This is a genomic window from Pseudacidovorax sp. DMC4, from assembly GCF_056314265.1.
Genome location: NZ_JBQUYR010000008.1, coordinates 350,440 through 373,585, shown reverse-complemented (window position 1 = coordinate 373,585; position 23,146 = coordinate 350,440). Strand labels below are relative to the sequence as shown.

Genomic DNA, 23,146 nt, shown 5'->3' with positions numbered 1-23,146 from the left:
AGCCGGGGCAGACGCCACCGCAGCAACCGCAACAACCGCAGCAACAGCAGCAACAGCAGCAACAGCAGCAACAGCAGCAACAGCAGCAACAGCAGTCCGGCTCCGCCGGGGGAGGGCAGTGACATGAGCGCACTAGTGATTGGCGCCTGGTTCGGCGGCGTCCTGGTGGGCGCAGCGTTTGGGGCCCTCGTGATGGCCTTGTGTGTGGCCGCCGGGCGCGCCGATGAGGCCCTCGCCCAGGACAGCAACGACCTCAGCGGATCGCTGCGTGGTCATGAGGCCTGAGCAAGCAGCGGCCGGATATGCCCCCGGCCTTTACGAAATTACTGACGACACAAGAAGAATGAACTCGATCCTGATGACTTGGTGGCTGGCTGCGCTTGGAGGCTTGCGGCGGACGGCCGCGGGCGCCTGCCGATGGATGCGCGGCCGGTGCAGTGCCTTGGGCTGGCGGGCTGCGATGGGGGCGGTACTGGCTGCAGGGATGGGGCTGGGTGCAGTTGGGGCGCAGGCGCAGACCGCGCTGTACAGCTCCAACACCCCCGGGACTTGGTCTTACCAGGTCCCGGGCAACGTCTACTGGGTCATCGTGGCCTTGGCAGGTGGCGGTGGTGGCGGCGGCGGCGCAGACAGCGCACCTGGAGGCAAAGGGGGCGATGGTGCACTGGTCTACGCGAAGGTCAATGTGGGGCCCGGTACGACCATTGGCGGGGTGATCGGCGGTGGGGGTAGCGGCGGTGGCAGTGTTGCTTGCAGTGCCGCTTCCCCTGCCGGAGGTACAGGAGCGGCCGCGGGCGGTTTGGGTGGAAAAACCGGCTGTACGGGCGCGAGCGGTTCGGGCGGCGGCGGCGGCGGAAGCAGCACTCTTGTCTACGGAACTGTCACGCTCCTGCAGGCAGGTGGCGGCGGTGGCGGTGGTGGCGGCTCCTACGGTACGACAAGCGGGACCAACAGCACGGGTGGTTCGGGCTCCGCTATTACGCTCGTCTCGGGCGCATGCGCCTCCACCGCTCAGGGCGGCAACGGCGCACAGCCCAGCGGTGACGGCGGCGGCGGCGGCGGTGGCGGCGGCGGTTACCAGGGCGGCACTGGCGGCGCTGGAGGCGCTGCTGGCAAAGACTCTACTACTTACGCTACCGGTGGTGTGGCTGGTACCAGTTGCTCAACCTTCACGGGTTCGAATCTCGCAGCAGGCAGCGTCAGCGCCAGCACGAGCCCCAACAACGGTGGAGCTGCTGGCACCACCTCCAATGGTTGGGCGGGTTCGGCCGGCGGCGCCGGCTCAGTCACCATCTATGCCACCGGCAACTACTGGGACGGCACCCAGACCTCTGCCAACGGCGTCGTGGATGGTGGATCGGGCACTTGGACTTCAAGCGACCTCAACTGGACGACCGACACAGGCAACGCCAATGGCCCTTGGGCTGGCAGTACTGTGTGGGCGAACTTTGCAGGGACCACCGGAGGGGCGGTGACGGTGAGCGGATCACAGGATATTGGCGGAATGAGCTTCAGCACTTCCGGCTACACGCTTAGCGGTGGTTCTCTAAATTTGACACAAAGCACTGCGGGCATACAGGTTGATTCGGGAATTAGCGCGACCGTGAATTCGGTGATAACCGGAAATTACGGCTTCTACAAATCAGGCACAGGCACGCTAACGCTTTCGGGGACAAATACTTATACAGGCGCCACCATAGTTAACGCGGGCACGCTGAACATCGCTGCACCAACTGACGTTGGAAATGGAGCTGGCTTCCTCAGCAAGCAATTCACCGTGGCCGATGGTGCAAATCTGAAATTTACCGCTACCAACCGCCTCAACATCGGCCATGGGGGCGCGACGACTATCACCCTAGGCAACGGTTCCACAATGGATGTGACCGGCACAGATGGAAACGGTGGCATTCCATTGGACAGCGCGCTGACCATTTCCAGCCAGTCCGGTGCGTCCTCGACCTTCAAGTCGACTTCGCAAATTGGCTTGAATTTGAATGGCCAAACATTGACCCTGGATACCGGAGCTGGTTCGACCCTGACGGCTAGCGCGCAGCTTTGGAACATTTCCCCGATCATCAAGTCAGGTGCAGGTACGGCGGTACTGACGGCCAGCAACTCCTACCAAGGTACGACGACCATCAATGCCGGGACGCTGCAAATTGGTGGTGCCGGATCTTTGGCAAGTGGGGCGGGCAATCCATACAGCGCCAACATTACAAACAACGGCACGTTGCAGTATTCGAGCAGCGCCAACCAGACGCTGTCGGGGGTGATCAGTGGTACCGGGTCGCTCATCAAAGACACCAGCAGCACATCGACGCTGACGCTGTCGGCCAACAACAGCACCTACACCGGGGGCACCTACATCAATGCAGGTACCCTGCGCGTTGACCGCACGCAGAACGGTTGCGGTACAAGCTCGGCTCTATCTTCATTCGGTTCCGGCGAGATTGTCGTGGGCGCCAACGCGGTGCTGGATGTGAATCCCACCACGTCGGGCACTGGCGCCGACAATGCCTTTGGCTGTGCAGCAAACTATCCGGCCTCGCAGTCACCGTCCAAGATCACCGTGCGCGGCACGCTTAAACAAAGTGCCGGTCAGTCGTCCCATCTGCCGCCCATCACTTTGGACGGAGGCAACCTTGCTTCCTATAACGCCGTAGGCGGCTCCGCTACGAACTTCGGTGTCTACGACGTCGACTTCGACGTCACCGTCCTATCCAACAGCACGATCAGTGCGTCGAATGTGGTCAATAACAAGTCGAACGGGCCCACGTACAACGTGAGCCCGGGAGCAACGTTGACTGTGTCGGGCTACTTCGCGTCTACCGGTTCGGCGACAGGTCAGGGCTTCAAGTTGGCGGGGGGCGGCAACATGGTGCTGAGTGGTCCCAATAATGACCCTGGTGCCATCACTATCAGCGCCGGTACGCTGCAGATCTCCGGAAGCGGGAGCTTGGGCTGGAATGGGACCAATGCCGCTTATCCCGGCAGCATCAGCAACAGCGGCTCGCTGCAGTATTCGAGCAGCACCAATCAAACGCTGTCGGGTGTTATCAGCGGGACGGGCTCCCTAATAAAGGACACAAGCACGTCCTCAACGCTCACGCTGACGGGTGCAAATACCTACACAGGCGGAACAACTGTCAATGCGGGCACGTTGACCTCATTGGCCAGCAATCTAAGTACAGCTTATGGCACTGGCACTGTTACCGTCGGCCCGGCAGGCACGTTGGCACTGGTTGCGAATGGCGATTCGACGTTCCCTAACGTCATTACCGGTTCAGGTGGTGTTACCGTATCGGGCAGCCCGGTTTTTGCAACGGGAGACTGGAGTACTTTCACAGGTTCGCTCACCACGCTTGCTACCTTAGGCGGCATATGGCTAGAGAACACCGGCAGTGCCGGAATGGCGGTGGTCAACAATGGCCAAGCTATTGGGCTCTCAAGCCACTCGGGATCGAGCGCACCCGTAACTGTAAATATGGGATCACTATCGGGCAGCGGCAATATCTTCACTGCCGCTACCGGTACAGCGGCCACCACACTATCGGTAGGTGCGCTCAATACCAATACGACCTTTTCGGGTGTCATTTACGACGGCAGCACGGCAAGCAAGATTGCCTTGACCAAGGTCGGAAGCGGCTCTCTCACGTTGAACGCGGCCTCCGTCTACACGGGCGGAACACGAGTCAGCGCAGGCTCACTCATCCTCGGTGCAGCCACAAACACCCTGGCGACGGACAGCGCAGTCACCGTCGATTCGGGCGCCACCCTGAACATCAACGGCAAGACTCAGGGCTTTTCCGCTGGGCTCAGTTCTGCTGGCACGCTGGACCTTGGTTCCAACGGCAGCATCAACCTGGGCGCCAACACGACCAACAGCATTGCTGCCATCACCGGCAGCGGCACCATCACCGTGGGCTCGAACGCCACGCTGACGCTCACCAGTGCCATCAGCAACCCCAACGTCAACATCGTGATGGCGGGTGGCACGCTCAAGCTCAACGGAAGTACGCACAGCATCGGAACACTGACGCAGACAGCGGCCAGCACCATCGACTTTTCGGGCGGCAGCAGCAAGCTGACGGTGGCTATGCTGGGTAACTTGGGCACCGCAGGCACCCTGCTCACGGCCAGCAACTGGACGGCGGGCACCACCAACTTCTATGCGACCAACGTCACTGGCTCGCCGGCACCGGCGCGCAATACGCTGGGGCTGACGCCGTTGAACCAGATCAGTCTGGGGGGCGCGTCGTCCTCGTTGACCTACTGGGCGCCGAGCACGGCCAACAACGAAATCCTGCTGGGCGCAGCAGTGGGCAGCTATACCTACTGGGACACCAACGCCGCCTTGAGCAGCATCGACGGCGGCCCCGGGACCTGGGATGGGGTGTCGAACAATTGGACGACCAGCAGCGGCTCGCCGAACGGCACATGGTCCGCGGGTGGTGTGGCGACATTCCAGGGCACCCCGGCCGCCACGGTCACCATTGCAGACGGCTACAACGCTAGCATTGGAGGACTGACCTTCGGCGTCACGGGCTACACCATCACCCGCAACACCAGCGGGACCTTGGCTTTGGCGCAGGACGCCAACATCACGATTCCTGGGAGCATGGTGGCCACCATCGGTGCTCCGATCACCAGCACCAGCAAGGGCATCACCGTCATGGGCGGGGGCAATCTCACCTTGTCCGGCGCCAATACCTATGTAGGCAGCACCACGGTCAGCGGTGGGACATTGACGATTGCACAGGCGGTTGGTGACGGCGACAACACGGGCATGGGCTCAACCCAGCTCATCGTTGGCGACGGCGCATCGCTGGTGATCAACACGCCCACGCGAACCAACATCGGCTATGCGGGCGCAACCACGATCTCCCTAGGCAATGGCAGCACGCTGGACGTGACGGGTATCAATGGATCCGGCGGGGTTGTTCTCTACAAGAATCCTGTGACCGTGAGCACGACCGCGAGCGCAGCCGCCACGTTGAAGTCCACATCAAGTATCGGGCTCAACATGGACACCACTTCGGCTCTGACGCTGAACACGGCCGCCGGCAGCACGTTGAACATCTCGGCGGTGCTTTGGAATGCTGGGGCGCTGACCAAAACTGGCGGAGGTACCGCAGTGCTGACTGGTGCGAACAGCTATACCGGGAGCACCACCATCAGCGGCGGCACGTTGCAGTTGGGCAATGGCTCTACAACCGGCGACATTGCCGGGACAGCGAGCATCACGGTCAGCGGCACCGGTACGCTGAGCTTCAACCGAAGCAACGCCTACAACTTCGGCAAGGTCATCAGCGGCACGGGCAAGGTGAGCCAGGACGGCAGCGGCACCACCACGCTGACGGGCGCCAACACCTACAGCGGCGGCACCACCGTCAACGCCGGCACGCTGGCCATCGGCGCCAACGGTGCCCTGCCCAGCGCCGGCACCGTTACGGTCAACTCGGGCGGCGCGCTGAACCTGGGCACCTTCACCCAGTCGCTGACGGCGGCCCTCACGGTCAACACCGGCGGCAAGCTGGTCCTCGGCACGGGCAGCAACCTGACGCTGTCGAACAGCAGCACCCCTTTCACGAGCAATGTGGCCGCCATCGAGAGCAGCAGCACTGGCACCATCACGGTGGGTACAGGCGCGACGCTGACGCTGACGGGTGCCATCAATGCGCCCAACCTCAGCATCGTGATGGCGGGCGGCACGCTGAACCTGGGCACCGGCCAGTCGCACACCATCGGCTCGCTGACGCAGAACACGGCCAGCAGCACCATCACCTTTGGCAGCAACAGCAGCCTGACGGTGGCCACGCTCGGCAGCCTGGGCACGGGCCTGACGCTCACGGCCAGCAACTGGACGCAGGGCACCACCCGCTTCTACGCCACGGCCGTCACCGGCAGTCCGGCCAAGAACCAGGTCGGACTGGCGCCCATGAACCAGGTCAAGCTGGGCAGCAATGCTGCCACGGCCACCTACTGGTCGAGCACCGGCAACGAACTGCTGCCCATGGCCACGGGCACTTACACCTACTGGGACACCAACGCCAGCAACACCACGGTCGACGGCGGCCCGGGCAACTGGGACGGCACCACCCTGAACTGGACCACCAGCAGCGGCACGCCCAACGGCACCTGGGCCGGCGGCACCAACGTGGCCACCTTCGCCGGGACGGGGGCCGCGGTGAGCGTCACCAGTGCCCAGAGCATGGGCGGCATGACCTTCAATGTGGATGGCTACACGCTCAGCGGCAGCACGCTGACCGGCGCGGCCACCAGCAACCCCCTGACGGTCACCAACGCCAGCCACACCGCCACCATTGCGAACGTGCTCGCTGGCTCCAATGCCTTTACCAAGTCGGGCGCGGGCACGCTCGTGCTCAGCGGTGCCAACACCTTCAGCGGTGGATTGACGGTTTCCGCCGGCAAGCTCGTGAGCAAGGATCAGCTGAGCAACATGGCCGGCAATGTGACCATCTCGCCGGGTGCGACATTGGAATTCAACAACATCGGCTCGCAGCAAGGCTTCTCAGGCAACTGGAGCGTTTCGGGAGCGCTCAACTATGCGGGCGACAACGAATCGCGCACCTCTGTGCGAATCAACGGTGCGCTTACCAGCAGCGCTGCCACGTTTAACGTGACCGGCACCAACATTCTCAGTACAAATGGTGCTTATGGCCGTCTGGTGCTGACAGGCAATGTCACGGGCGATGGCAAATTCTTGCTGAGCAACCACGGCGACCTGTCGCTGGAGAACGCAGGCATCAACAGCACGATCTCCGCAGACATCGACTCGACCAGCGTGCTGTCGGTCTACAACGGAACGATCGCCATCGGCAGTCTGTCCGGATCCGGCAAGGTGGGAACAACGCTCGCCGGGACGGCCACGATTTCCATCGGCAACGACAACGCGAGCAAGACCTTCGATGGTGTGCTGTCTGCAACCAGCAGATGGGGCGCGGCCAGCACCCTGAACCTGATCAAGGCAGGGACGGGCACCCAGACGCTGACGGGCAGCAATACCTACACGGGGACGACGACCGTGAACGGCGGCACATTGCTGGTCAACGGCAGCACCGCCAGCGCCAGCGCCGTGAGCGTGGCCGGCAGCGCCACGCTGGGCGGCACTGGCACCGTGGCCGGTACCGTGACCGTCTCGGGCACCCTCACCGCAGGCGCCACAGCGGCAGCGGGCAGCGTGGGCATCCTCAACACCGGTGCCCTGACCTTCAGCGGCGGCGCCACCCTGGCCCTGGACCTGGGCAACAACGGCACGCCCGGCACCGACTACGACCAGATCAAGGTCACCGGCAACCTGAGCCTCAATGGCAACCTGACTCTCAACAAGCTCGCCGGCTTCAACACCACCGGCAAGTACACCCTGATCACCTACACCGGCACGCGCACCGGCACCTTCTCGGCCAACAACCTGGCGGCCATCGGCTACCAGGGCGTGATCCAGTACGACGATGTCAACAAGAAGGTGGTGCTGGTGTCCATCCCGCGCGTGAAGATTACCGAAGTCAGCAACGGCGCCACCGGCACCTTCAACTTCGCCATGACGGGGCTGGACACCGCCAGCGCCAGCCTGACGACCACGGCCTCGGGCACGCCTGTGAGCAGCAGCACCTTCAACGGCACGGTGGGCACGGCGGTGTCGATCACCCAGACCATCCCCAGCGGCTGGCCCAGCACGCCCGCGAGCATCAGCTGCGTGGACGCCAACGGCGCCAGCACCGGCAACGGCACGGGCGCTCTGGGCACCGTCTCGGGTGTGCAGGTCACCCTCGGGACTGCGCAGATGGTGGCGGGTGCGGACATCACCTGTACCTTCACCAACACCCGCAACGGCATTTCCGGGGCGGTGTTCAACGACGGCGGCGCGCCCAGCGGCAGCACCAATACCGGCACGCCCAACGACGGGCTGCAGAACGGCTCCGAAGCCGGAGTGGGCGGCATTACGGTCAACCTGACCAACTGCAGCGGCACCATCTATGCGAGCACGACGACCGACGGCAACGGCGCCTTCGGCCTGAGCATCCCGACGGCGCAGATCGGCCAGACGGTGTGCGTGCAGCCGGTGCTGGCGGCCAACACCCTGGCCACCGGCGCCAACGCCGCAGGCACGGTGCTGCCCGACGGCAGCGCCACAAGCGTGGGCGGGGTGGGCTACACCTACACCCGGGCCAGCCAGCAGGCGAGCTTCACCGCCCCTGCCTCGGGCACGGTGACGCTGAACTTCGGGCAGGTGCCGGTCAGCACGCTCACTCCCGCGGCGGGCCGCCAGCAGGGCCGGCCAGGGCTGCGTGCGCTGCATCCGCACACCTTCACGGCCGGCACGGGCGGCGCGCTGAAGGTGCAGCTGGGCACGGCCACGGCGACGCCCAGCACCGTCACGGGCTGGAGCGAGGCGGCCTACCTGGACGCGAACTGCACGGGCGCGCTGGACCTGTCGGCGCAGCAACTGGGCGCCTCGACGACGCTGACGGTGGTGCAGGGGCAGCAGCTGTGCTTCCTGGTGCACGAGCAGGTGCCGGCCACCGCACCCGAGGGCAGCAGCAACGCCGTTCCGGTGACCGCCACGCTGACGTTCACCAATGCGGCGCCGGGCCTGAGCGCGAGCTTTGCGGCCACGGACACCACGACGGTAAGCAACTCGGCGCTGCAGCTGACCAAGGAAGTGCGCAACGTGACGCAGGGCGTGACGACCTTCGGCCCGAACAACCAGGCCAAGTCGGGCGAGGTGCTGGAGTACCGGATCAAGTACGCCAACACCGCGCTGTCGCCGATCAACAGCCTGGTGATCAGCGACACGACGCCGGGGTACACGACCTTTGTGCAGGCGAAGACGGAGACCACGCCCACGAGCCTGACGGCGTGCACGAAGGTGACGCCGGTCAATGCAGGGACGTCCTCGACGCCGGCGGTGCCGGTGGGCTGCGACGTGGCGCAGACCGCAGGCGGCATTGGCCCGATCACCTGGACCTTCACCGGCACCCTCAGCAGCGGTGGCGAGGGCGCCGTGCTGTTCCAGGTGAAGGTGGATTGAGGTTGCAGGGGCATCGTCCAGGAGATGAAGCCCGAACGCGCGAAGGGTGGCCGACGCCTACGGTGGCATCGGCCATCCGCCCGACGTGGTACCTCTCGCGATGTCCTAGGCTTGAGAGTTCCTCACTTTCCCAGGAGTCCTGCCCATGCATCTCGACGGATCGTGCCATTGCGGGCGCGTGCGCTTCAGCGTGGAGTCGACGGAGCCGGTGCCCTTCATGCGTTGCTACTGCTCGATCTGCCGCAAGACTGCCGGAACGGGCGGCTACGCCGTCAACGTGGGCGCGGATGCCCGCACTTTCCAGCTGCACAGCGGCCAGGACGCGGTGCGGGTCTATCGCGCCCGCATCGACGGCAAGGAGAGCACAGGTCAGCGCCACTTCTGCGGCCATTGCGGCACGGCGCTGTGGCTGTACGACAAGACCTGGCCCGAGCTGATCCACCCGCATGCCGGCGCCATCGACACGCCGTTGCCGGTGCCGCCCGAGAACGTGCACATGCTGCTCGATTCGAAGGCCCCGTGGGTGCAGGTGGAAGGCCGCCCGGGCGACGCGCACTTCGAGCACTTTCCAAAGGAGTCGCTCGCCGAGTGGCACCGCCGCCACGGGCTGTGAGCGGCCGGCGGCCCGGCGCAGGCCCGCGCTTCAACCGGTCTGTGCCACGAGCCTGAGCAGCGCCCCGTACCACGGCGCCTGCGGATCCCGCAGCGCCAGATGGGTGCCGAAGTGGTCCAGCAGTGGCATCTCGTGTGTGCTCACCCCGCCCGGCTGCAGGGCCAGCAGGGCGGCTGTGCGGCGGTTGGACCGCTGGACCCGATCGCTATCCTGCGCGCCCCAGCCGAGGTGCATGGGAATTCGGTTGCCCGCCGTCCAGCACAGGGGGCTGAGCGGGGCGTCGTCGTCGGCATGCAGGAGCACATGGCTGTAGACACGCTCCTCCAGACTGCCGGCGGGCGGCAGCGGATGGTGCAGGTCGAGGATGGCGCTCAGCGGCAGGCAGGCGCGTATCGCCTGTGACGGCACGCCAGCGCGCTGCGCGTCGGCGATGCGCAGTGCCACCAGGGCCGCGAGGTGGCCGCCCGCCGAATGTCCGGCCAGATAGAGCCGCCGCGGATCGCCGCCGAATCCGGCTGCATGACGGGCGATGTGTGACAAGGCAGCCAGGCTGTCGTCCAGGGCGGCCGGCAAACGGTGCGCGGGTGCGAGGCGGTAGCCCGGCGTGACCAGCCGCATGCCCAGCGCGGCCACCACGGGCGCCATGAAGGCGCACCATTCCTTGTGGCCATGCGTCCAGCCGCCGCCATGCCAGAAGACCAGCACGGGTGCGTCGCGCATCCCCGGGGCGCCGTACACGTCGTAGCGCTGTGCCGGGTCGTCGCCGTAGGGCACGTTCCGGACCTGCACGAGGGCGGCGGGCACCTCACGGGCCCAGCCGAGCACGGTCTCGGCGTACTCCGCCGCTGCCTTGAACGGCAGGGGCGGCTGGGGGGAAAGGGCGTCGATGTCGAGGAAGGTCACAGGGTCCTTGCAGTGGGCACGCGCGCTATTCGGCGCGGATGCCGAATTCCTTGACCAGCCTGCCATAGCGCAGGTAGTCGTCTTCGGCGAGCTTCTTCATTCTGTCCGGCGGGCCGCCTTCGGGCTGGAGCGAGATCGACTTCATGCGCGCCACCACGTCCGGCATGCGGATGATCTCGGTGAAGTGCTGGTTCAGCAGCGCGACCAGCGCGGGCGGCAGGCCCTTGGGCCCGAGCAGCGCCTGCCAGGCGCCGATCTCGGCATGGGGTACGCCGGCCTCGGCCAGCGTGGGCACCTGCGGCAGGAAGGGCGAGCGCTGGGCATCGGCCACGGCCAGCACGGTGAGCTTGCCGCTGTCGATGTAGGGCGCCACCGGTCCGAGCGACGTGTACATCATCGGCACCTGGCCGGCGACCATGTCCGCGATGGCCGGCATGCTGCCGCGGTAGGGCACCTGGGTGATCTTCACGCCGGCGGACTTGTCCACCAGTTCGGCCAGGATATGCATGGGCGAGCCGTAGCCGGGACTCGCATAGCTGCGGATACGGCCCGCCTTGACGCTGGCGAGCAGCTCCTTCATGGTCTTGACGCCCGTGTCCGACGCCACCACCACGAAGAGCGACTGGCTCGCGAGCTGGATGATCGGCGTGAGGTCGGTGGCCGGGTCCACCTGGGCGGTCCGTGACGTCTGCAGCACATGCGGGGTGATGGCGAGCGTGTTGGGCGCCACCAGCAGCGTGTAGCCATCGGGCGGCGCCTTCGAGACGTAGTTGACGGCAATGGTGCCGGCGGCGCCCGTGCGGTTGTCGACCACCACGGGCTGACCCAGCCGCGCCGACAGCTTCTCGCCCAGGAAGCGGGCGAGCACGTCGGAGTCGCCGCCGGCGGGATAGCCGACGACCAGCGTGATGGGCCGGGCGGGATAGCCGGCCGTGCCCTGCGCGAAGGCGGGCATCGGTGCGATGGCCGCGAGCGGGGCGGCAGCGCAGGCCAGCAGGTGCTGGCAGAGGAAGCGGCGGTTCATGGCGATGTGCGGGTTCATGGGCAGAGGGGATGAGGGCGGAGGCGGACGGGCAGACGCTCAGAAGGCATGGCGCACGCCCACGTTGAAGGCGCGGCTGCCCAGTCCCTGCTCGGTGGCGTTGCCCACGCGGTAGAAGCCGGTGGCGGAGCCGGCCGGGGCGTTGTTGTGGATGCGTGCGATGGACACGTACAGGGCGGTGCGCCGCGAAAGGTTGTGCACGTAGCCCACGGCCCACTGGTTGGCATCGTTGTTGGCGAGGGTGCGGTCGTCCTTGCGGATGTACGACGCAAGAAACCGGCCGGCTCCGTAGGGCACGGAGACGCCCAGCAGCACGTCGCGCGAATCGCGGTTGAGCACGCCGAACACCGACGAGCCCTTGTTGACCGCATAGTTGAAATGCGCGGTGAGGAGGCCGAAGTCGTACTTGGCCGCCAGCAGGCTCATGCTGCCCGGCCTGCCGTTGGCGTCGTTGACGTTGTGATGGCCCAGCTTGACGTACACCGGCCCCGACACGTAGCCGACGGCGGCGCCCCACTCGCGCGCGAGGCTGGCGTCGTTGGTCTTCTCGCCGAAGCCGTAGGCCAGGTCCACGGTGAGGCCCTGGCGTGTCTCCAGCGCGTAGCGCACGGTGTTGTCCATGCGGTTGCTGCCGCCGGCGCCGCCGGGGCTGATCAGGTTGGCCGAATCACCCGCCAGCCCGGTGCCGAAGGGGTCGGACTCGGCCTGGAGGAAGGCCACCGGCGTGTACTGCCGGCCCAGCAGCACGCGGCCCCAGTCGCCCTGCAGGCCGACCCACGACTCCCGGCCGAAGCCGCGGCCGCCCTGGCCCAGGGTGCCGGTGTCGGCATTCAGGCCCATCTCCAGCCGGTAGACGGCAGAGAGCCCGCCGCCGAGATCCTCGGCGCCCCGAAAGCCGAGCCGGGAACCGGCGGAGACCCCGCTGGTCAGCTTGCTGGCCTCGGCGCCGCCCGGCCCGCCGCTTTCGCGCACGAAGCCGAGGTCGACCAGCCCATAGACTGTGACGCTGCTCTGCGCCAGGGAGGAGGTCGCCGCGCTCGCAAGCGCCAGGGCAACAAGACAGGGGAGGGGACGTGCAGAGGTCATGAGACGGAAGGACAGGGATGCGAAGCGGCAAATGGGACGGATTAACCGATGCGTTTTTCATGTGGCGCCTCGGATTTCATGAAATCTACAAGTTTCATGAAATATTGCCGTTCGTATAATGGCGTATTTACTTCATGGAGGCATCCGTGTTAAACGAACCTGTGCCCGACGCCTCCGGCTCGCGGACGGAGCGCGCCTACGAGCGGCTGCGCCAGGAGATCCTGCGTGGCGAGCTGGCGCCCAACGAGCGGCTTCGCGCCGCCGACCTGGACAAGCGCTTCCAGCTCGGCCTAACGCCGATCCGCGAGGCGCTGGCCCGTCTGGGCAGCGAGGGGCTGGTGGCGATCGAGGCGCATCGGGGTGCGCGTGTGGTGGAGTCGTCGCCGGCCGAACTCATCGACCTGACCCGCACGCGCCGCGAGATCGAGCGGCTGTGCCTGGCCGATGCCATCGCCCATGGCGATGCGCGGTGGGAGGCTGGCATCGTGGCGGCATTGCACGTGCTGCACCGGACGCAGCTGCCCGACTTCAGCCGCAGCGACGCCATGGCCTCGGAATGGGAAGTGCACCACCGCGCCTTCCATGCCGCGCTGGTGGGTGCGTGCACCTCGCAGTGGCTGCTGCGCTTCTGGAACCAGCTGGCGGACCATTCCCAGCGCTATCGCAAGATCCGGCTGGAGAGTGCGCACCTGCAGGCGCGGGACGTGAATGCCGAACACCAGGCCATCGTCGACGCGGTGCTCGCGCGCGACGCCGCGACCGCCATCGCGCTGATGGACCGCCACCTGCAGGAGACCGAGAACGCGGTCAGACAGGCGGGCTCGTCCGCGCCAGACGCCGCCGGGGCGGCACCGGCGCTCAGCGCCCCGCGCGCACGGGCTGCGGCGAAAGCCGCACGCCCCAGCCCTGTTCCACCAGCGCGGGGCTCAGCGCGCTGAGTGCCTCGAACTCGATCTGGCGTGCGGCGGCGATGCCGTCGTAAGGGGCCGAGCCGATGGCCGGGTGGCACATGAGCACATCGCCGTCCCGGCACTGGGCGATCCACGCGTCCAGCGACCGCGCATAGGCCTGCACGTCGCGGTCGAAGCCGTAGACGCCCAGCAGGCGATGGCTCAGGGGAATGCCCCGGCGCCGGGCGAGCCGCCGCGCCCCCGGGCCGCCAAGGCGGTGGATGAGCTGCTGCTTGAAGGCGACGGCGCCCGATGCCGGGCCGGGCCGCGTGCCGCGCAGCCAGGGCAGTGCACGGCCGTAGCGCTGGTTCAGCAGTTCGGCCAGCGTCTCGCGCACGCCCGGCAGCTGGTGCACATGCCGGTGGCCGTCCACATGGCTGGGTGGCCGGCCCATCGCGTCCTCGAAACGGTCCAGCTGCTGCCGCAGGATAGGACCCCAGTGTTCGACGCCGCGGGGCATCAGCATGCTGCGTGCCGCCAGGCCGCTCAGGCTGGCCTCGCGGGCGGTGCCGTCCACGTTGGTCAGGTCCAGGTGCAGGCCCACATCGACGCGGGCGGCCGTGCGGGTGCGCAGCAAGGGCGCGTCGGCGGCCCAGGCCTGGCGCAGCACCATGCAACTGGTCGCCGTGACCACGCCCTGGTCGATCAGCGCCAGGATCGCGCGGTCGATGCCCTGGCTCAGGCCGAAGTCATCGGCGCACACGCACAGGCGGCGCAGGAAGACCGGGTGCGGTGGGCTCATGAGGCGCCGGCCCAGGCAGGCAGTGCACCGGGCGTGCCGTGACCCGACAGGCAGTCCGGCCCCTCGCCCGCGCGGCCGTCGTGGCGCCAGACCGCGATCTCGGTGTTGAAGGTGACCAACTGCATGCCCAGCACCCAGGGCGCGACGAGCTGCGCGTTGGAGGGCCCGATCACCCAGGTGCGGCCTGGGGCGCAGATCCGCGCCGGTTGGGCGTCGACGCCCTGCAGCCACGTGGCCCGGGTCGCGGGCTCGAAGGCGCCGGCGTCGGCCAGTTCCTTGCGCCAGTTGTCGCTGGCCTGGGCCACGGCCGGCCGCCAGTCGGACGCCACGGTGACGGGCCCGGGAAGCTGCCAGTAGAAGGGCAATTCGTAGAAGTAGTGGTCGAGCATCACCACGCGATCCCCGGGCCGCACGGACTCGCCCGCGGGCAGCTGCAGCCGGGCGTCGGGAGGGGTGCCGTAATGCCCGGCCGCCGCCACGCCCCCCACGCACAGCAGGGCGGCGAGCGCGCCGGTGGCGCCCAGCACCTTGGCGCGCCGCGGCGAGCCTGCCAGGGCGCGCTCCAGGCCCAGCGCGACGAGGGCAGCCAGGGGCGGCAGGGCTGGCAGCACGTAGCCCACCAGCTTGGAGCGCGGCAGCGAGAAGAACACCACCACCACGCCCATCCACACCAGCATCAGCAGCGGCAGGCCCTGGGCGCCGCGCGAGGGCGCCGGCGCGGCCTTGCGCCACCACAGCAGCAGCCATGCCGTCCAGGGCAGGCACAGGCCCAGCACCACGGGTGCATAGAACCAGAACGGATGCTCGTTGTTGAAGCCGCTGGCCGCGAAGCGGCGGAAGTGCTGCGTGATGACGAAGTAGTCGAAGAACTCCGGGTAGCGCAGCTGCATGGCGACGAACCACGGTCCGGCGACGAGCGCCATCAGCAGCCAGCCCGGCCACCACACGGCCATGCGCAGCGCCACGCGGGTGCGGCGTGTGAGCAGGGCCCACAGCACGATCACGCCGCCCGGCAGCACCACGCCGATCAGCCCCTTGGCCAGCAGGCCCAGCCCCGCCGAGGCGAAGGCCAGCGCCAGGGCGGCGCGCCAGGGGCGCTCCTCGTCCAGGCACAGCAGTGCATCCGCGGCGCAGGCGATGGTGGCGGTGATGCAGCCGGCCACCAGCATGTCGAGGTTGGCGAACTGGGCGCCGACGAAGAAGAAGGGGCTGGTGCACAGCGCCAGCGTGGCCCCGCGCGCCAGGCGCAGGTCGGCATGCCGCCGCAGGAAGGTGTAGAGCGATGCGGCCGCCAGCCAGGCGCCCAGCACCGAAGGCAGGCGCGCGGCCCACTCGTGCACGCCGAAGAGCTGCATGGCCCCGGCGCCGAGCCAGTAGAACAGCGGTGGCTTGTGGAAGAAGGGCAGGCCGTTGAGCCGTGGCACCAGCCAGTCTCCGGACGCCAGCATGGCGCGCGCCACGCCGGCATAGCGGCCCTCGTCGGGGGCGGTCAGCAGGCGCAGGCCGGCTGTCCAGGCCAGCCACATGCCGACCATCAGCAGGAAGGCGGCATGCCCCTTCCACCACGACGACGTGCCGCGCGCTTGCGCGGCGGCGCTCACGGCGTGCGCTCCGCGAGGCCGTGGCCGTATTCCTCGCGCACGAGGAACAGCGGCCGGGCCTTGACCTCCTCGAAGATGCGGCCCACGTACTCGCCCACGATGCCCACCGACACCAGCTGGATGCCCATGAAGAACATGAGGCTCACGACGATGGTGGACCAGCCTGGCACATCGCTGCCCGAGATGAAGTGGCTCAACACCAGGAAGACGCCATAGCCCAGCGCCGGCACGGCCAGCAGCAGCCCGATCACGCTGATCAGCCGCAGCGGCCAGGTGGTGAAGGAGGTGATGCCGTCCAGCGCCAGGTTCAGCAGCCGCAGCGCGCCGAAGCGGCTCTGCCCTTCGGCCCGCGGGGCCGGCGTGTAGGGCAACGCCACTGTCTTGAAGCCTACCCAGGCGTACAGGCCCTTCATGAAACGGTTGCGCTCGGGCAGTGCCAGCAGGGCGTCCACCACCTTGCGGTCCATCAGCCGGAAGTCGCCCGCGTCCTCGGGAAGCGGCGTGCGGCTGGAGATGTTCACCGCCCGGTAGAAGAGCCGCGTGCCCACGCGCTTGAGGGCGCCTTCGTCGGCCCGGTTCTCGCGCACCGCGTAGACCACTTCGGCGCCGCTGCGCCACTGCTCGACCATCTTGCCGATGAGCTGCGGCGAATGCTGCAGGTCGCCATCGAGCAGCACCACGGCATCGCCGCGCGCGGCCTTGAGTCCGGCGCTCAGCGCGGCCTCCTTGCCGAAGTTGCGCGACAGCCGCACCAGCCGGAAGCCCGCCAGCTGGCACCAGGTGCGTGCCACGTCGGAGGTGTCGTCGCTGCTGCCGTCGTCCACCACGATGACTTCCCAGCGCAGGCCGATGCCCTGCAGCAGCTGCTCCAGCAGCGGCAGCAGCAGGCGCAGGTTGGCCGCCTCGTTGAAGCAGGGGATGACGCACGACAGGGCCGCCGCGGCGAGTTGCACGGGGGGCTGGGCGACGACCTCGTCGGTCTCGACGACCTTCAGGCGTGCGGTGGGGGCGTGCACGGCGGCATTCATGGCAGCGGTTTCTCTCGATGCGAAGGGGCGATGACCGGTGGCGTGAGCGGCGGCGCGACCGGTTGGGCGGGGCGGGCGCCCAGGCGGATCCGAAGTTGCCACTGCAGAGCCAGGAAGCTGGTCAGCAGCGCGGCGGCAAGCCCCATTCCCGCCACAACGTCCAGCGGGAAGTGCACGCCGACATGGATGCGGGCCCAGCCCGTGGCAAGCGCCAGGACCATGGCCGCCAGGCCATACCGGCGCAGCGGCCGGCGCACCAGCAGGCCGAAGGCGACCAGGCCCATCACGGTGGCATGGGTGCTCGGCAGTCCGTCGCTGCCGCCATGGGCCAGGTGGCTGGGTGTCAGGCCCAGCATGAAGGGGCGGGGATAGCCCAGCGCGCTGGCCAGCGTATGGGCCACCAGGGAGCCGATCGCCGCCATGCACAGCAGCGCGAGCAGGTAGCCGCGTTCGTCGCGGTGGCGCAGGCCGGCGCCGAGCATGACGGCCGCGCTGAGCCAGGGACCGAAGCGCGCGAGTGCGCTGGCAATGGACAGCAGCCAGGGCGTGGGCGAGCTGCCGGCCGTCATCGCGAGGAAGAGGGCCATGTCGGGGCGGGTCATCGCGCCACCCCGCATCCGCATGCGCCGACGCGCCGCCCGTCACGGCGCATGCGCGTGAACGCGGGATGAACGGGCGCCGGGGAAGGGTCGGTCAGCATGGCGGCGGATGCTAGGAGTCCGCCGTGAATCCTTCCTGACCGTGCGTTTCAGACGCCGTTCAGGCTGGCCGGCGCGGGCCGGCCGCCGCGCTCACTCTTCCTTCATGCCGGTGGCCTTGACCACCGCACCCAGGCGGGCCCGCTCCTCGTCGACGAACTTGACGAAGCTGGCGCGTGTGCCGCCGATGGGCTCGATGCCCATGCCCTTGAGGCGTTGCACGGTGGCCGGGTCCTTCATGGCCTTGTCCACGGCCTCGGCCATCTTGTCGAGGATGGCCGGCGGCGTGCCGGCCGGCGCATGCACGCCGGCCCAGTGGGCGATGCGGATGTCCTTGAAGCCCAGCTCCACGGCGGTGGGCAGCTCGGGATAGGCCGAGATGCGCTGTGTCCAGGTGGTGGCCAGGGCCTTGAGCTTGCCGGCCTTGACGTAAGGCAGCACCACGATGCTGGCCTCCGACGTCGCGTCGACCTGGCCGCTGAGCACGGCGGTGATCGACTCGGAGCCGCTCTTGTAGGGCACCACGTCGAGTTTGGCGCCGTAGTTCTTTTCCAGCAGGCCTTCGACGAAGTGCGGCGTGCTGCCCGTGCCGGCGGTGGCGAAGTGCAGGCCCTGGCCCTGCTTGGACTTGTTCACGAAGTCGGTCAGGTCCTTGTAGGGCGAGTTGGCGGGCGCCACGATCACCGAGGGTGCCAGGCCGATCATGGCCACCGGCACCAGGTCGCTGTCCTTGTAGGTCACCTTGCGGATCATGCTGTTGGAGACCACGCCTGCAGCGCTGATGAGGAAGGTGTAGCCGTCGGGCGCGCTCTTGGCGACCACATCGGTGCCCAGCACGGCCCCGGCGCCGGGCTTGTTGTCCACCACCACCGGCTGGCCCAGCGCCGTGGAGACGCCGTCGGCCGCCGCGCGGCCCATCAGGTCGTTGGCGCCGCCAGCGGAGAAGGGCACGACGAAGTGGATCGGCTTGGTGGGCCATTGCTGCGCCGAGGCGCCGGCGGCCAGCAGGCCGGTGGAGAGGGCGACGAGCAGCGCACGGCGGCGCGAAGGGGCGAGAGTCATGGCGAGGGTCCTGTCTGTCTAGGTGTTGGAATGCTTCAGGAACCGGCCGGAGGCCGGGCCGGGATCATGCCACCCGGCCCACGCCCTGCCATGAGGGGAGACCGCAGCACAAGGCGCCCTGGCCTGTGCCCGCAGGCGCTCAGCTTTCTACCCAGGTCAGCACTTCGTCCAGGCCCGCGCGCGTGGTGCGGAAGCCGTTGGCCGGATGCGCTTCGTCCGCAAAGCCGAAGGAGATGCCGCAGACCACGCGCCGGTCGGCCGCCAGGCCCAGCTGCGCGCGCAGCACGTCCGCGCGCGAGGCCAGCGCCGCCTGCGGTACGGTGGCCACGCCCAGGCTGGTGGCGGCCAGCATGAAATTGGAGACGAAGGCGCCGCAGTCCACCGCGCCGTACACGCCCAGCGCCTCGTCGCTGGTCACGATGGCCACATGCGGTGCGCCGAAGAAGCGGAAGTTCTCCAGCGCCTGCCGGGCCGAGGCCTCGCGGTCGCCCTTGGCGACACCGACGGCGTCGTACAGCGCCAGGCCGCACTCGCGGCGCCGTGCCTGGTAGACGCCGTGGTACTCGCGCGGCCAGGGAAAGTCGGGCTGGGGCGGTTGGGTCTGCGCCGCGAGCAGCGCCTCGCGCAGGCGCCCGGTGGCCGCACCGCGGGTGACGACCACCTGCCAGGGCTGGGCGTTGCACCACGAGGCGGTGCGCTGGGCCAGCTGCAGGATGCGTTCGATGGTGGCTTGGGGCACCTCCTGCGGCAGGAAGCCGCGGCAGCTGTAGCGTTGGTCGAGCAGGGCCTGGAGGGCCAGGGCGGGCTCGGCGGCGGCGGGCGCAGGCTCGCCACGAGTGGAGGCTGGGTCGATGGGCATGGAGAGATGTTGCAGTGAAGGGGCAGGGTTCGGTGGCTACCGCTCGCACAGCCGCCAGTGCAGCAGCGAGAACGCAGGTTGCGCGTCGCGATGGTGCGCGAAAACGCCCTGCACCGCAGCACCGATGGCGACATCCTGCATCGGGTCACCCAGCAGGTTGCCCACCATGCGCACGCCGCCAGCGTGCGGCAGCGCGACCAGCACCACGCGATAGGGGCCGTGCCCGCGCAGGGCCGCGTGCGCCGGATGCCACACCCGCGTCCAGCTGTGGATGACGCCTTGCGGCGGCACCTCGGTCCACGCCGGGTCGAAGGCATGGCAGTGGTGGCAGATCCATTCGGGGCCGAACTGCCACGTGCCGCAGTGCGTGCAGCGCTGCACGCGCAGCCGCTCTTCGCACAGACCCTGCCAGTACGGGGCCGAGAGGCCGTCCGGCTCCGACACGGGAATCGGTAGGCCGGCGGGCAGCGGCGGGATCGAGGTCTCGCTCACAGCGTGGCCTCCGATCCCAACAGAAGGTTGCTCACCGGCGAGACCATGGGCGCCCCGATCACCAGCGCGGCATCGCGCCGCGGTGCCTGGCTGGTGGAGGTGCCGCGCACCTGCCGCACGGCCTCCAGCACCAGTTCGAGGCCGTGCATGTAGCACTCGGCCAGGTTGCCGCCGCTGGTGTTCAGGGGCAGCCGGCCGTGGGGGCTCACGAGGTTGTCGAGCGTAAGGAAGTCGTTGGCCTCCTCGGGCCGGAAGAAGCCGTGCTCCGCCAGCGCCATGACCACGCCGCCGGTGAAGTTCTCATAGCTTTGCACCGAGCCCACGTCCGAGGGCCCAAGGCCGGCCATGCGCCACAGCTCTTCGGCGACGGCGGCGTAGCCGGCGCTGCCGTAATCGGGGGCGTTGTGGGCCGTGGCGGCGGCGCGCTGCGGTGCGCCGGCCGCAGCGCCGAGCAGGTAGACCGGCTCGGCCGCGAAGTCGCGTGCGCGCTCTGCCGCGACCAGCACCAGCGCCGCGGCGCCGTCGTTCTCCATGCAGCAGTCGAAGAGATGGAAGGGTTCGGTGATCCAGCGCGAGGCGTCGTACCGGGCGGCATCCAGCGGCCGCCCGTGCATCAGCGCGCGCGGATTGGCCTGCGCGTGGTGGTAGCAGGCCAGGGCGATGGCGCGCAGCGCCGCCTGCTGCACGCCGTGCTCGTGCATGAAGCGCTGCACCCGCATGGCGAAGCGCTGCGGCGGGGCCAGCACGCCGTAGGGCATCAGGTAGGCCTTCTCGCCCGAGATGGTCGACACGCCCGACACCTGGCCGAAGCGCCCGTGCTCGCCCTGGGCCAGGGCCCGGAAGACGACCACGCAGTCGGCCATGCCGGCCGTGATGGCGGCGGCGGCATTGGCCACCGCGGCGCAGCAGCCGCCACCGCCGCCGCCCCACTGCATCGTGGCCGAGCGCAGGCGGTGGATGCCCAGGGCCGTCGCAAGCCGCGAGGCGTCGTTGCGGTCGTCGCCATACGAGGCGAAGCCGTCGATGTCCCGCGGGTCCAGACCGGCGTCCTGGCAGGCGGCCAGGATGGCCTTGAGGGCCAGCTTGAATTCGGGGTCGGGCGACTGGCCATGGCGCCAGTAGCCGCCTTCGCCGATGCCGATGACCGCCACCTGCCCGCGCAGCGTGCGGGTGGCGCGCGCCGCAACGGTGGCGCCGGCCCGGCGCGTGTGCGCTTGCATGGGGGTGCCGCTCACATCTGGATGTTGGCCTTGCGCACCACCGGGCCCCACTGCGCCGCCTCCTTGCGGATCAGTTGCTCCAGCTGCTCGGGCGTGCTGCTGCGCGCCTCCACCTTGCGCTCGGCGAACAGGCGCCGCACCTCGGGTCGTTCCACCGCCGCCCGCACGGCCGCGTTCAGCCGCGCCGCCACGTCGTCGGGGATGTTCCGTGGGGCCAGTACCCCGAACCAGGCCACGCTCTCGAAGCCGGGAACGACCTCGGCGATGGGCGGCAGCTCGGGCACCGCCTCGCTGCGCTGCGTGGTGCCCACGGCCAGGTAGCGCACGCGGCCCGAGGCCAGCAGCGTCGCGCCATCCAGGCCCGTGACGAAGGCTGCCTGGATCTGCCCACCGACGAAGGCGGTGGTCATGGGCGCGCCGCCGTTGTAGGGAACGTGCTGCATCTGCGTGCCTGCCAGCTCGTTGAAGTAGGCGCCGGTGAGGTGCGACAGCGATCCGTTGCCCACCGAGCCGAAGTTGAGCGCCGGGCCCTCCTTGTGCGCGTAGGCGATGAAGTCCTTCAGCGTGCGTGCCGGGCTGTCGGTGGGCACGGCCAGGATCATGGGCGTGATCGCCACGGTGGAGATCGGCCGCAGGTCCTTGAGCTCGTCATAGGGCACCTTGCGCATGAGCGAGACGATGGCATTGGGTCCGCTGTTGCCGAACACCAGCGTGTAGCCGTCCGGCGCTGCCTTGGCGACGCTGTCCACGCCGATGGTGCCGCCGGCGCCGGGCTTGTTGTCGACGATCACCGGCTGGCCCAGGAACTCGCTCATCGGCTGCTGGATGGCCCGCGCCAGCTGGTCGGTGCTGCCCCCGGCGGCATAGGGCACGACGATGCGGATCGGCTTGCTGGGATAGGACTGCGCGAAGGCCGCCCCGACGACGAGCAGGCTGATGGCGGCCAGGGCTGCGCGGCGGCTGAATCGGCTGGAAGGGGCGAGGGTCATGGGGCGTCTCCGGAATGTTCTTGGGATGAAGGGGCCGGCGCGGCATCGGCCAGCCGGTCGGTCCAGTAGCGTCGGGCACGCTGCATGTGGCGCAGGATCAGGGCCTGGGCCTCGGGTGCGCTGCGCGCGCGCAGGTGGCTCAGCATCTGGCGGTGGTCCTGCTCCGAGGCCTGGCCCTGCGCCAGGTCATGGAACAGGGCCTCGCGCCGCAATGCGGTGAAACGGTAGAAGGCATTGAGCACGCGCACGAGCACCGAGTTGTGCGTGGCTTCCACCAGGGCGAGGTGGAACTCGCTGTCGGCCTCGGCGATGTTGCCGCCACCCGCCAGGATCCCGCGGGTGCGGGCCAGGATGCCTTCCATGCGCTGCAGGTCGTCCTCGGTGCGGCGCTCGCAGGCCAGGCCGGCGGCCAGCAGTTCGAGATGGGCGCGCACCTCCATCGTCTCGGCCACCTCGGTGGGCGTGGGCGTGGCGCCCATGTCGGCCAGCATCACCAGCGCCTCGAAGCTGCTGTCGCGGCCCATGTGGCGCAGGTAGACGCCCGAGTTGGGGCGGCAGTCCACCACCCGCAGCGTGCCGAGGATGGCCAGGGCCTCGCGCACCGCATTGCGCCCCACGGCCAGGTTCTCCGCCAGGTCGCGTTCCGAGGGCAGGCGGTCGCCCGGCTGCAGCCTGCGCTCGCGCAGATAGGCCAGCACGCCGGAGATTACCGTGCCGATCTGACCGCTGCTCTCGCGCGGGCGAGCTGGCGGCTGGACGAAACCCGCGCGCATGTCGACGGCGGCGGTGCTGAGATGCGGCACGAGGAC

At 68.5% G+C, this 23,146-nt stretch carries 17 protein-coding genes; 4 read left to right on the top strand and 13 right to left on the bottom strand.

All coding sequences use genetic code 11. The annotated features are described in order from the left end of the window. Nucleotides 1–123: 123 nt before the first annotated feature. The 3 genes from ACT54X_RS17445 (at nt 124) to ACT54X_RS17435 (ending at nt 9,665) form a co-directional block, all read left to right on the top strand. Nucleotides 124–285 (top strand): hypothetical protein, encoded by a 162-nt coding sequence (locus ACT54X_RS17445; RefSeq protein ID WP_476347644.1) that lies wholly within the window; start codon nt 124–126, stop codon nt 283–285. Nucleotides 286–343: 58 nt separating this feature from the next. Further along, nucleotides 344–9,052 carry an autotransporter-associated beta strand repeat-containing protein gene (locus ACT54X_RS17440; RefSeq protein WP_476347643.1) on the top strand — a complete coding sequence of 2,903 codons (8,709 nt, stop codon included), beginning with the start codon at nt 344–346 and terminating at the stop codon, nt 9,050–9,052. Between the two features lie 145 nt (nt 9,053–9,197). Next, nucleotides 9,198–9,665 carry a GFA family protein gene (locus tag ACT54X_RS17435; RefSeq protein ID WP_476347642.1) on the top strand — a complete coding sequence of 156 codons (468 nt, stop codon included), beginning with the start codon at nt 9,198–9,200 and terminating at the stop codon, nt 9,663–9,665. Between the two features lie 30 nt (nt 9,666–9,695). Here the strand turns inward: ACT54X_RS17435 and ACT54X_RS17430 are convergent, their stop codons facing one another. The 3 genes from ACT54X_RS17430 to ACT54X_RS17420 are packed head-to-tail and all read right to left on the bottom strand — an operon-like array spanning nt 9,696 to nt 12,696. Further along, a complete protein-coding gene (locus tag ACT54X_RS17430) occupies nt 9,696–10,568 on the bottom strand; it encodes an alpha/beta hydrolase (RefSeq protein ID WP_476347641.1) in 873 nt (290 codons plus the stop codon). Between the two features lie 25 nt (nt 10,569–10,593). After that, entirely contained in the window at nt 10,594–11,610 is a 1,017-nt protein-coding gene (locus ACT54X_RS17425; RefSeq protein WP_476347640.1) for a Bug family tripartite tricarboxylate transporter substrate binding protein, read from the bottom strand. Between the two features lie 39 nt (nt 11,611–11,649). Continuing rightward, a complete protein-coding gene (locus ACT54X_RS17420; RefSeq protein ID WP_476347639.1) occupies nt 11,650–12,696 on the bottom strand; it encodes a porin in 1,047 nt (348 codons plus the stop codon). Between the two features lie 146 nt (nt 12,697–12,842). Between ACT54X_RS17420 and ACT54X_RS17415 the strand changes: the two genes are divergently transcribed. Then, nucleotides 12,843–13,634 carry a GntR family transcriptional regulator gene (locus tag ACT54X_RS17415; protein WP_476347638.1) on the top strand — a complete coding sequence of 264 codons (792 nt, stop codon included), beginning with the start codon at nt 12,843–12,845 and terminating at the stop codon, nt 13,632–13,634. Here ACT54X_RS17415 and ACT54X_RS17410 read toward each other — a convergent pair. From ACT54X_RS17410 to ACT54X_RS17365, 10 genes are all read right to left on the bottom strand, one after another. Then, nucleotides 13,555–14,388, bottom strand: coding sequence for a ChbG/HpnK family deacetylase (locus tag ACT54X_RS17410; RefSeq protein ID WP_294376153.1), 834 nt, complete (start codon nt 14,386–14,388; stop codon nt 13,555–13,557). The genes ACT54X_RS17415 and ACT54X_RS17410 overlap by 80 nt on opposite strands. Continuing rightward, nucleotides 14,385–15,989 carry an ArnT family glycosyltransferase gene (locus tag ACT54X_RS17405; protein WP_476347637.1) on the bottom strand — a complete coding sequence of 535 codons (1,605 nt, stop codon included), beginning with the start codon at nt 15,987–15,989 and terminating at the stop codon, nt 14,385–14,387. The genes ACT54X_RS17410 and ACT54X_RS17405 overlap by 4 nt, the downstream gene beginning before the upstream one ends. Beyond that, a complete protein-coding gene (locus tag ACT54X_RS17400; RefSeq protein ID WP_476347636.1) occupies nt 15,986–17,017 on the bottom strand; it encodes a glycosyltransferase family 2 protein in 1,032 nt (343 codons plus the stop codon). Before ACT54X_RS17400 ends, ACT54X_RS17405 begins: the two co-directional genes overlap by 4 nt. Then, nucleotides 17,014–17,619: a phosphatase PAP2 family protein gene (locus ACT54X_RS17395; RefSeq protein ID WP_476347635.1), complete on the bottom strand. Its 606-nt coding sequence runs from the start codon at nt 17,617–17,619 to the stop codon at nt 17,014–17,016. The genes ACT54X_RS17400 and ACT54X_RS17395 overlap by 4 nt, the downstream gene beginning before the upstream one ends. A gap of 189 nt (nt 17,620–17,808) precedes the next feature. Next, entirely contained in the window at nt 17,809–18,777 is a 969-nt protein-coding gene (locus ACT54X_RS17390) for a Bug family tripartite tricarboxylate transporter substrate binding protein (RefSeq protein ID WP_476347634.1), read from the bottom strand. A gap of 139 nt (nt 18,778–18,916) precedes the next feature. Beyond that, complete coding sequence (locus ACT54X_RS17385) at nt 18,917–19,636, bottom strand: nitroreductase (protein WP_294376163.1); 720 nt, start codon at nt 19,634–19,636, stop codon at nt 18,917–18,919. Nucleotides 19,637–19,672: 36 nt separating this feature from the next. Beyond that, nucleotides 19,673–20,128, bottom strand: coding sequence for a Zn-ribbon domain-containing OB-fold protein (locus ACT54X_RS17380; RefSeq protein ID WP_294376164.1), 456 nt, complete (start codon nt 20,126–20,128; stop codon nt 19,673–19,675). Further along, nucleotides 20,125–21,348, bottom strand: coding sequence for a thiolase C-terminal domain-containing protein (locus ACT54X_RS17375; protein ID WP_294376166.1), 1,224 nt, complete (start codon nt 21,346–21,348; stop codon nt 20,125–20,127). Before ACT54X_RS17375 ends, ACT54X_RS17380 begins: the two co-directional genes overlap by 4 nt. An 11-nt stretch (nt 21,349–21,359) precedes the next feature. Then, nucleotides 21,360–22,337 (bottom strand): Bug family tripartite tricarboxylate transporter substrate binding protein, encoded by a 978-nt coding sequence (locus tag ACT54X_RS17370; protein ID WP_294376169.1) that lies wholly within the window; start codon nt 22,335–22,337, stop codon nt 21,360–21,362. Next, the gene (locus tag ACT54X_RS17365) at nt 22,334–23,140 is read right to left on the bottom strand and encodes a FadR/GntR family transcriptional regulator (RefSeq protein WP_294376173.1); all 807 of its coding nucleotides are present in this window, start codon (nt 23,138–23,140) and stop codon (nt 22,334–22,336) included. The genes ACT54X_RS17370 and ACT54X_RS17365 overlap by 4 nt, the downstream gene beginning before the upstream one ends. Nucleotides 23,141–23,146 lie beyond the last annotated feature (6 nt).

What these genes read in the sequence shown, in the direction of transcription:
- ACT54X_RS17445 (WP_476347644.1), top strand. Translation starts at nt 124, where the DNA reads ATGAGCGCACTAGTGATTGGCGCCTGGTTCGGCGGCGTCCTGGTGGGC.
- ACT54X_RS17440 (WP_476347643.1), top strand. Translation starts at nt 344, where the DNA reads ATGAACTCGATCCTGATGACTTGGTGGCTGGCTGCGCTTGGAGGCTTG.
- ACT54X_RS17435 (WP_476347642.1), top strand. Translation starts at nt 9,198, where the DNA reads ATGCATCTCGACGGATCGTGCCATTGCGGGCGCGTGCGCTTCAGCGTG.
- ACT54X_RS17425 (WP_476347640.1), bottom strand. Translation starts at nt 11,610, where the DNA reads ATGAACCCGCACATCGCCATGAACCGCCGCTTCCTCTGCCAGCACCTG.
- ACT54X_RS17420 (WP_476347639.1), bottom strand. Translation starts at nt 12,696, where the DNA reads ATGACCTCTGCACGTCCCCTCCCCTGTCTTGTTGCCCTGGCGCTTGCG.
- ACT54X_RS17410 (WP_294376153.1), bottom strand. Translation starts at nt 14,388, where the DNA reads ATGAGCCCACCGCACCCGGTCTTCCTGCGCCGCCTGTGCGTGTGCGCC.
- ACT54X_RS17400 (WP_476347636.1), bottom strand. Translation starts at nt 17,017, where the DNA reads ATGAATGCCGCCGTGCACGCCCCCACCGCACGCCTGAAGGTCGTCGAG.
- ACT54X_RS17395 (WP_476347635.1), bottom strand. Translation starts at nt 17,619, where the DNA reads ATGACCCGCCCCGACATGGCCCTCTTCCTCGCGATGACGGCCGGCAGC.
- ACT54X_RS17390 (WP_476347634.1), bottom strand. Translation starts at nt 18,777, where the DNA reads ATGACTCTCGCCCCTTCGCGCCGCCGTGCGCTGCTCGTCGCCCTCTCC.
- ACT54X_RS17385 (WP_294376163.1), bottom strand. Translation starts at nt 19,636, where the DNA reads ATGCCCATCGACCCAGCCTCCACTCGTGGCGAGCCTGCGCCCGCCGCC.
- ACT54X_RS17375 (WP_294376166.1), bottom strand. Translation starts at nt 21,348, where the DNA reads ATGCAAGCGCACACGCGCCGGGCCGGCGCCACCGTTGCGGCGCGCGCC.
- ACT54X_RS17370 (WP_294376169.1), bottom strand. Translation starts at nt 22,337, where the DNA reads ATGACCCTCGCCCCTTCCAGCCGATTCAGCCGCCGCGCAGCCCTGGCC.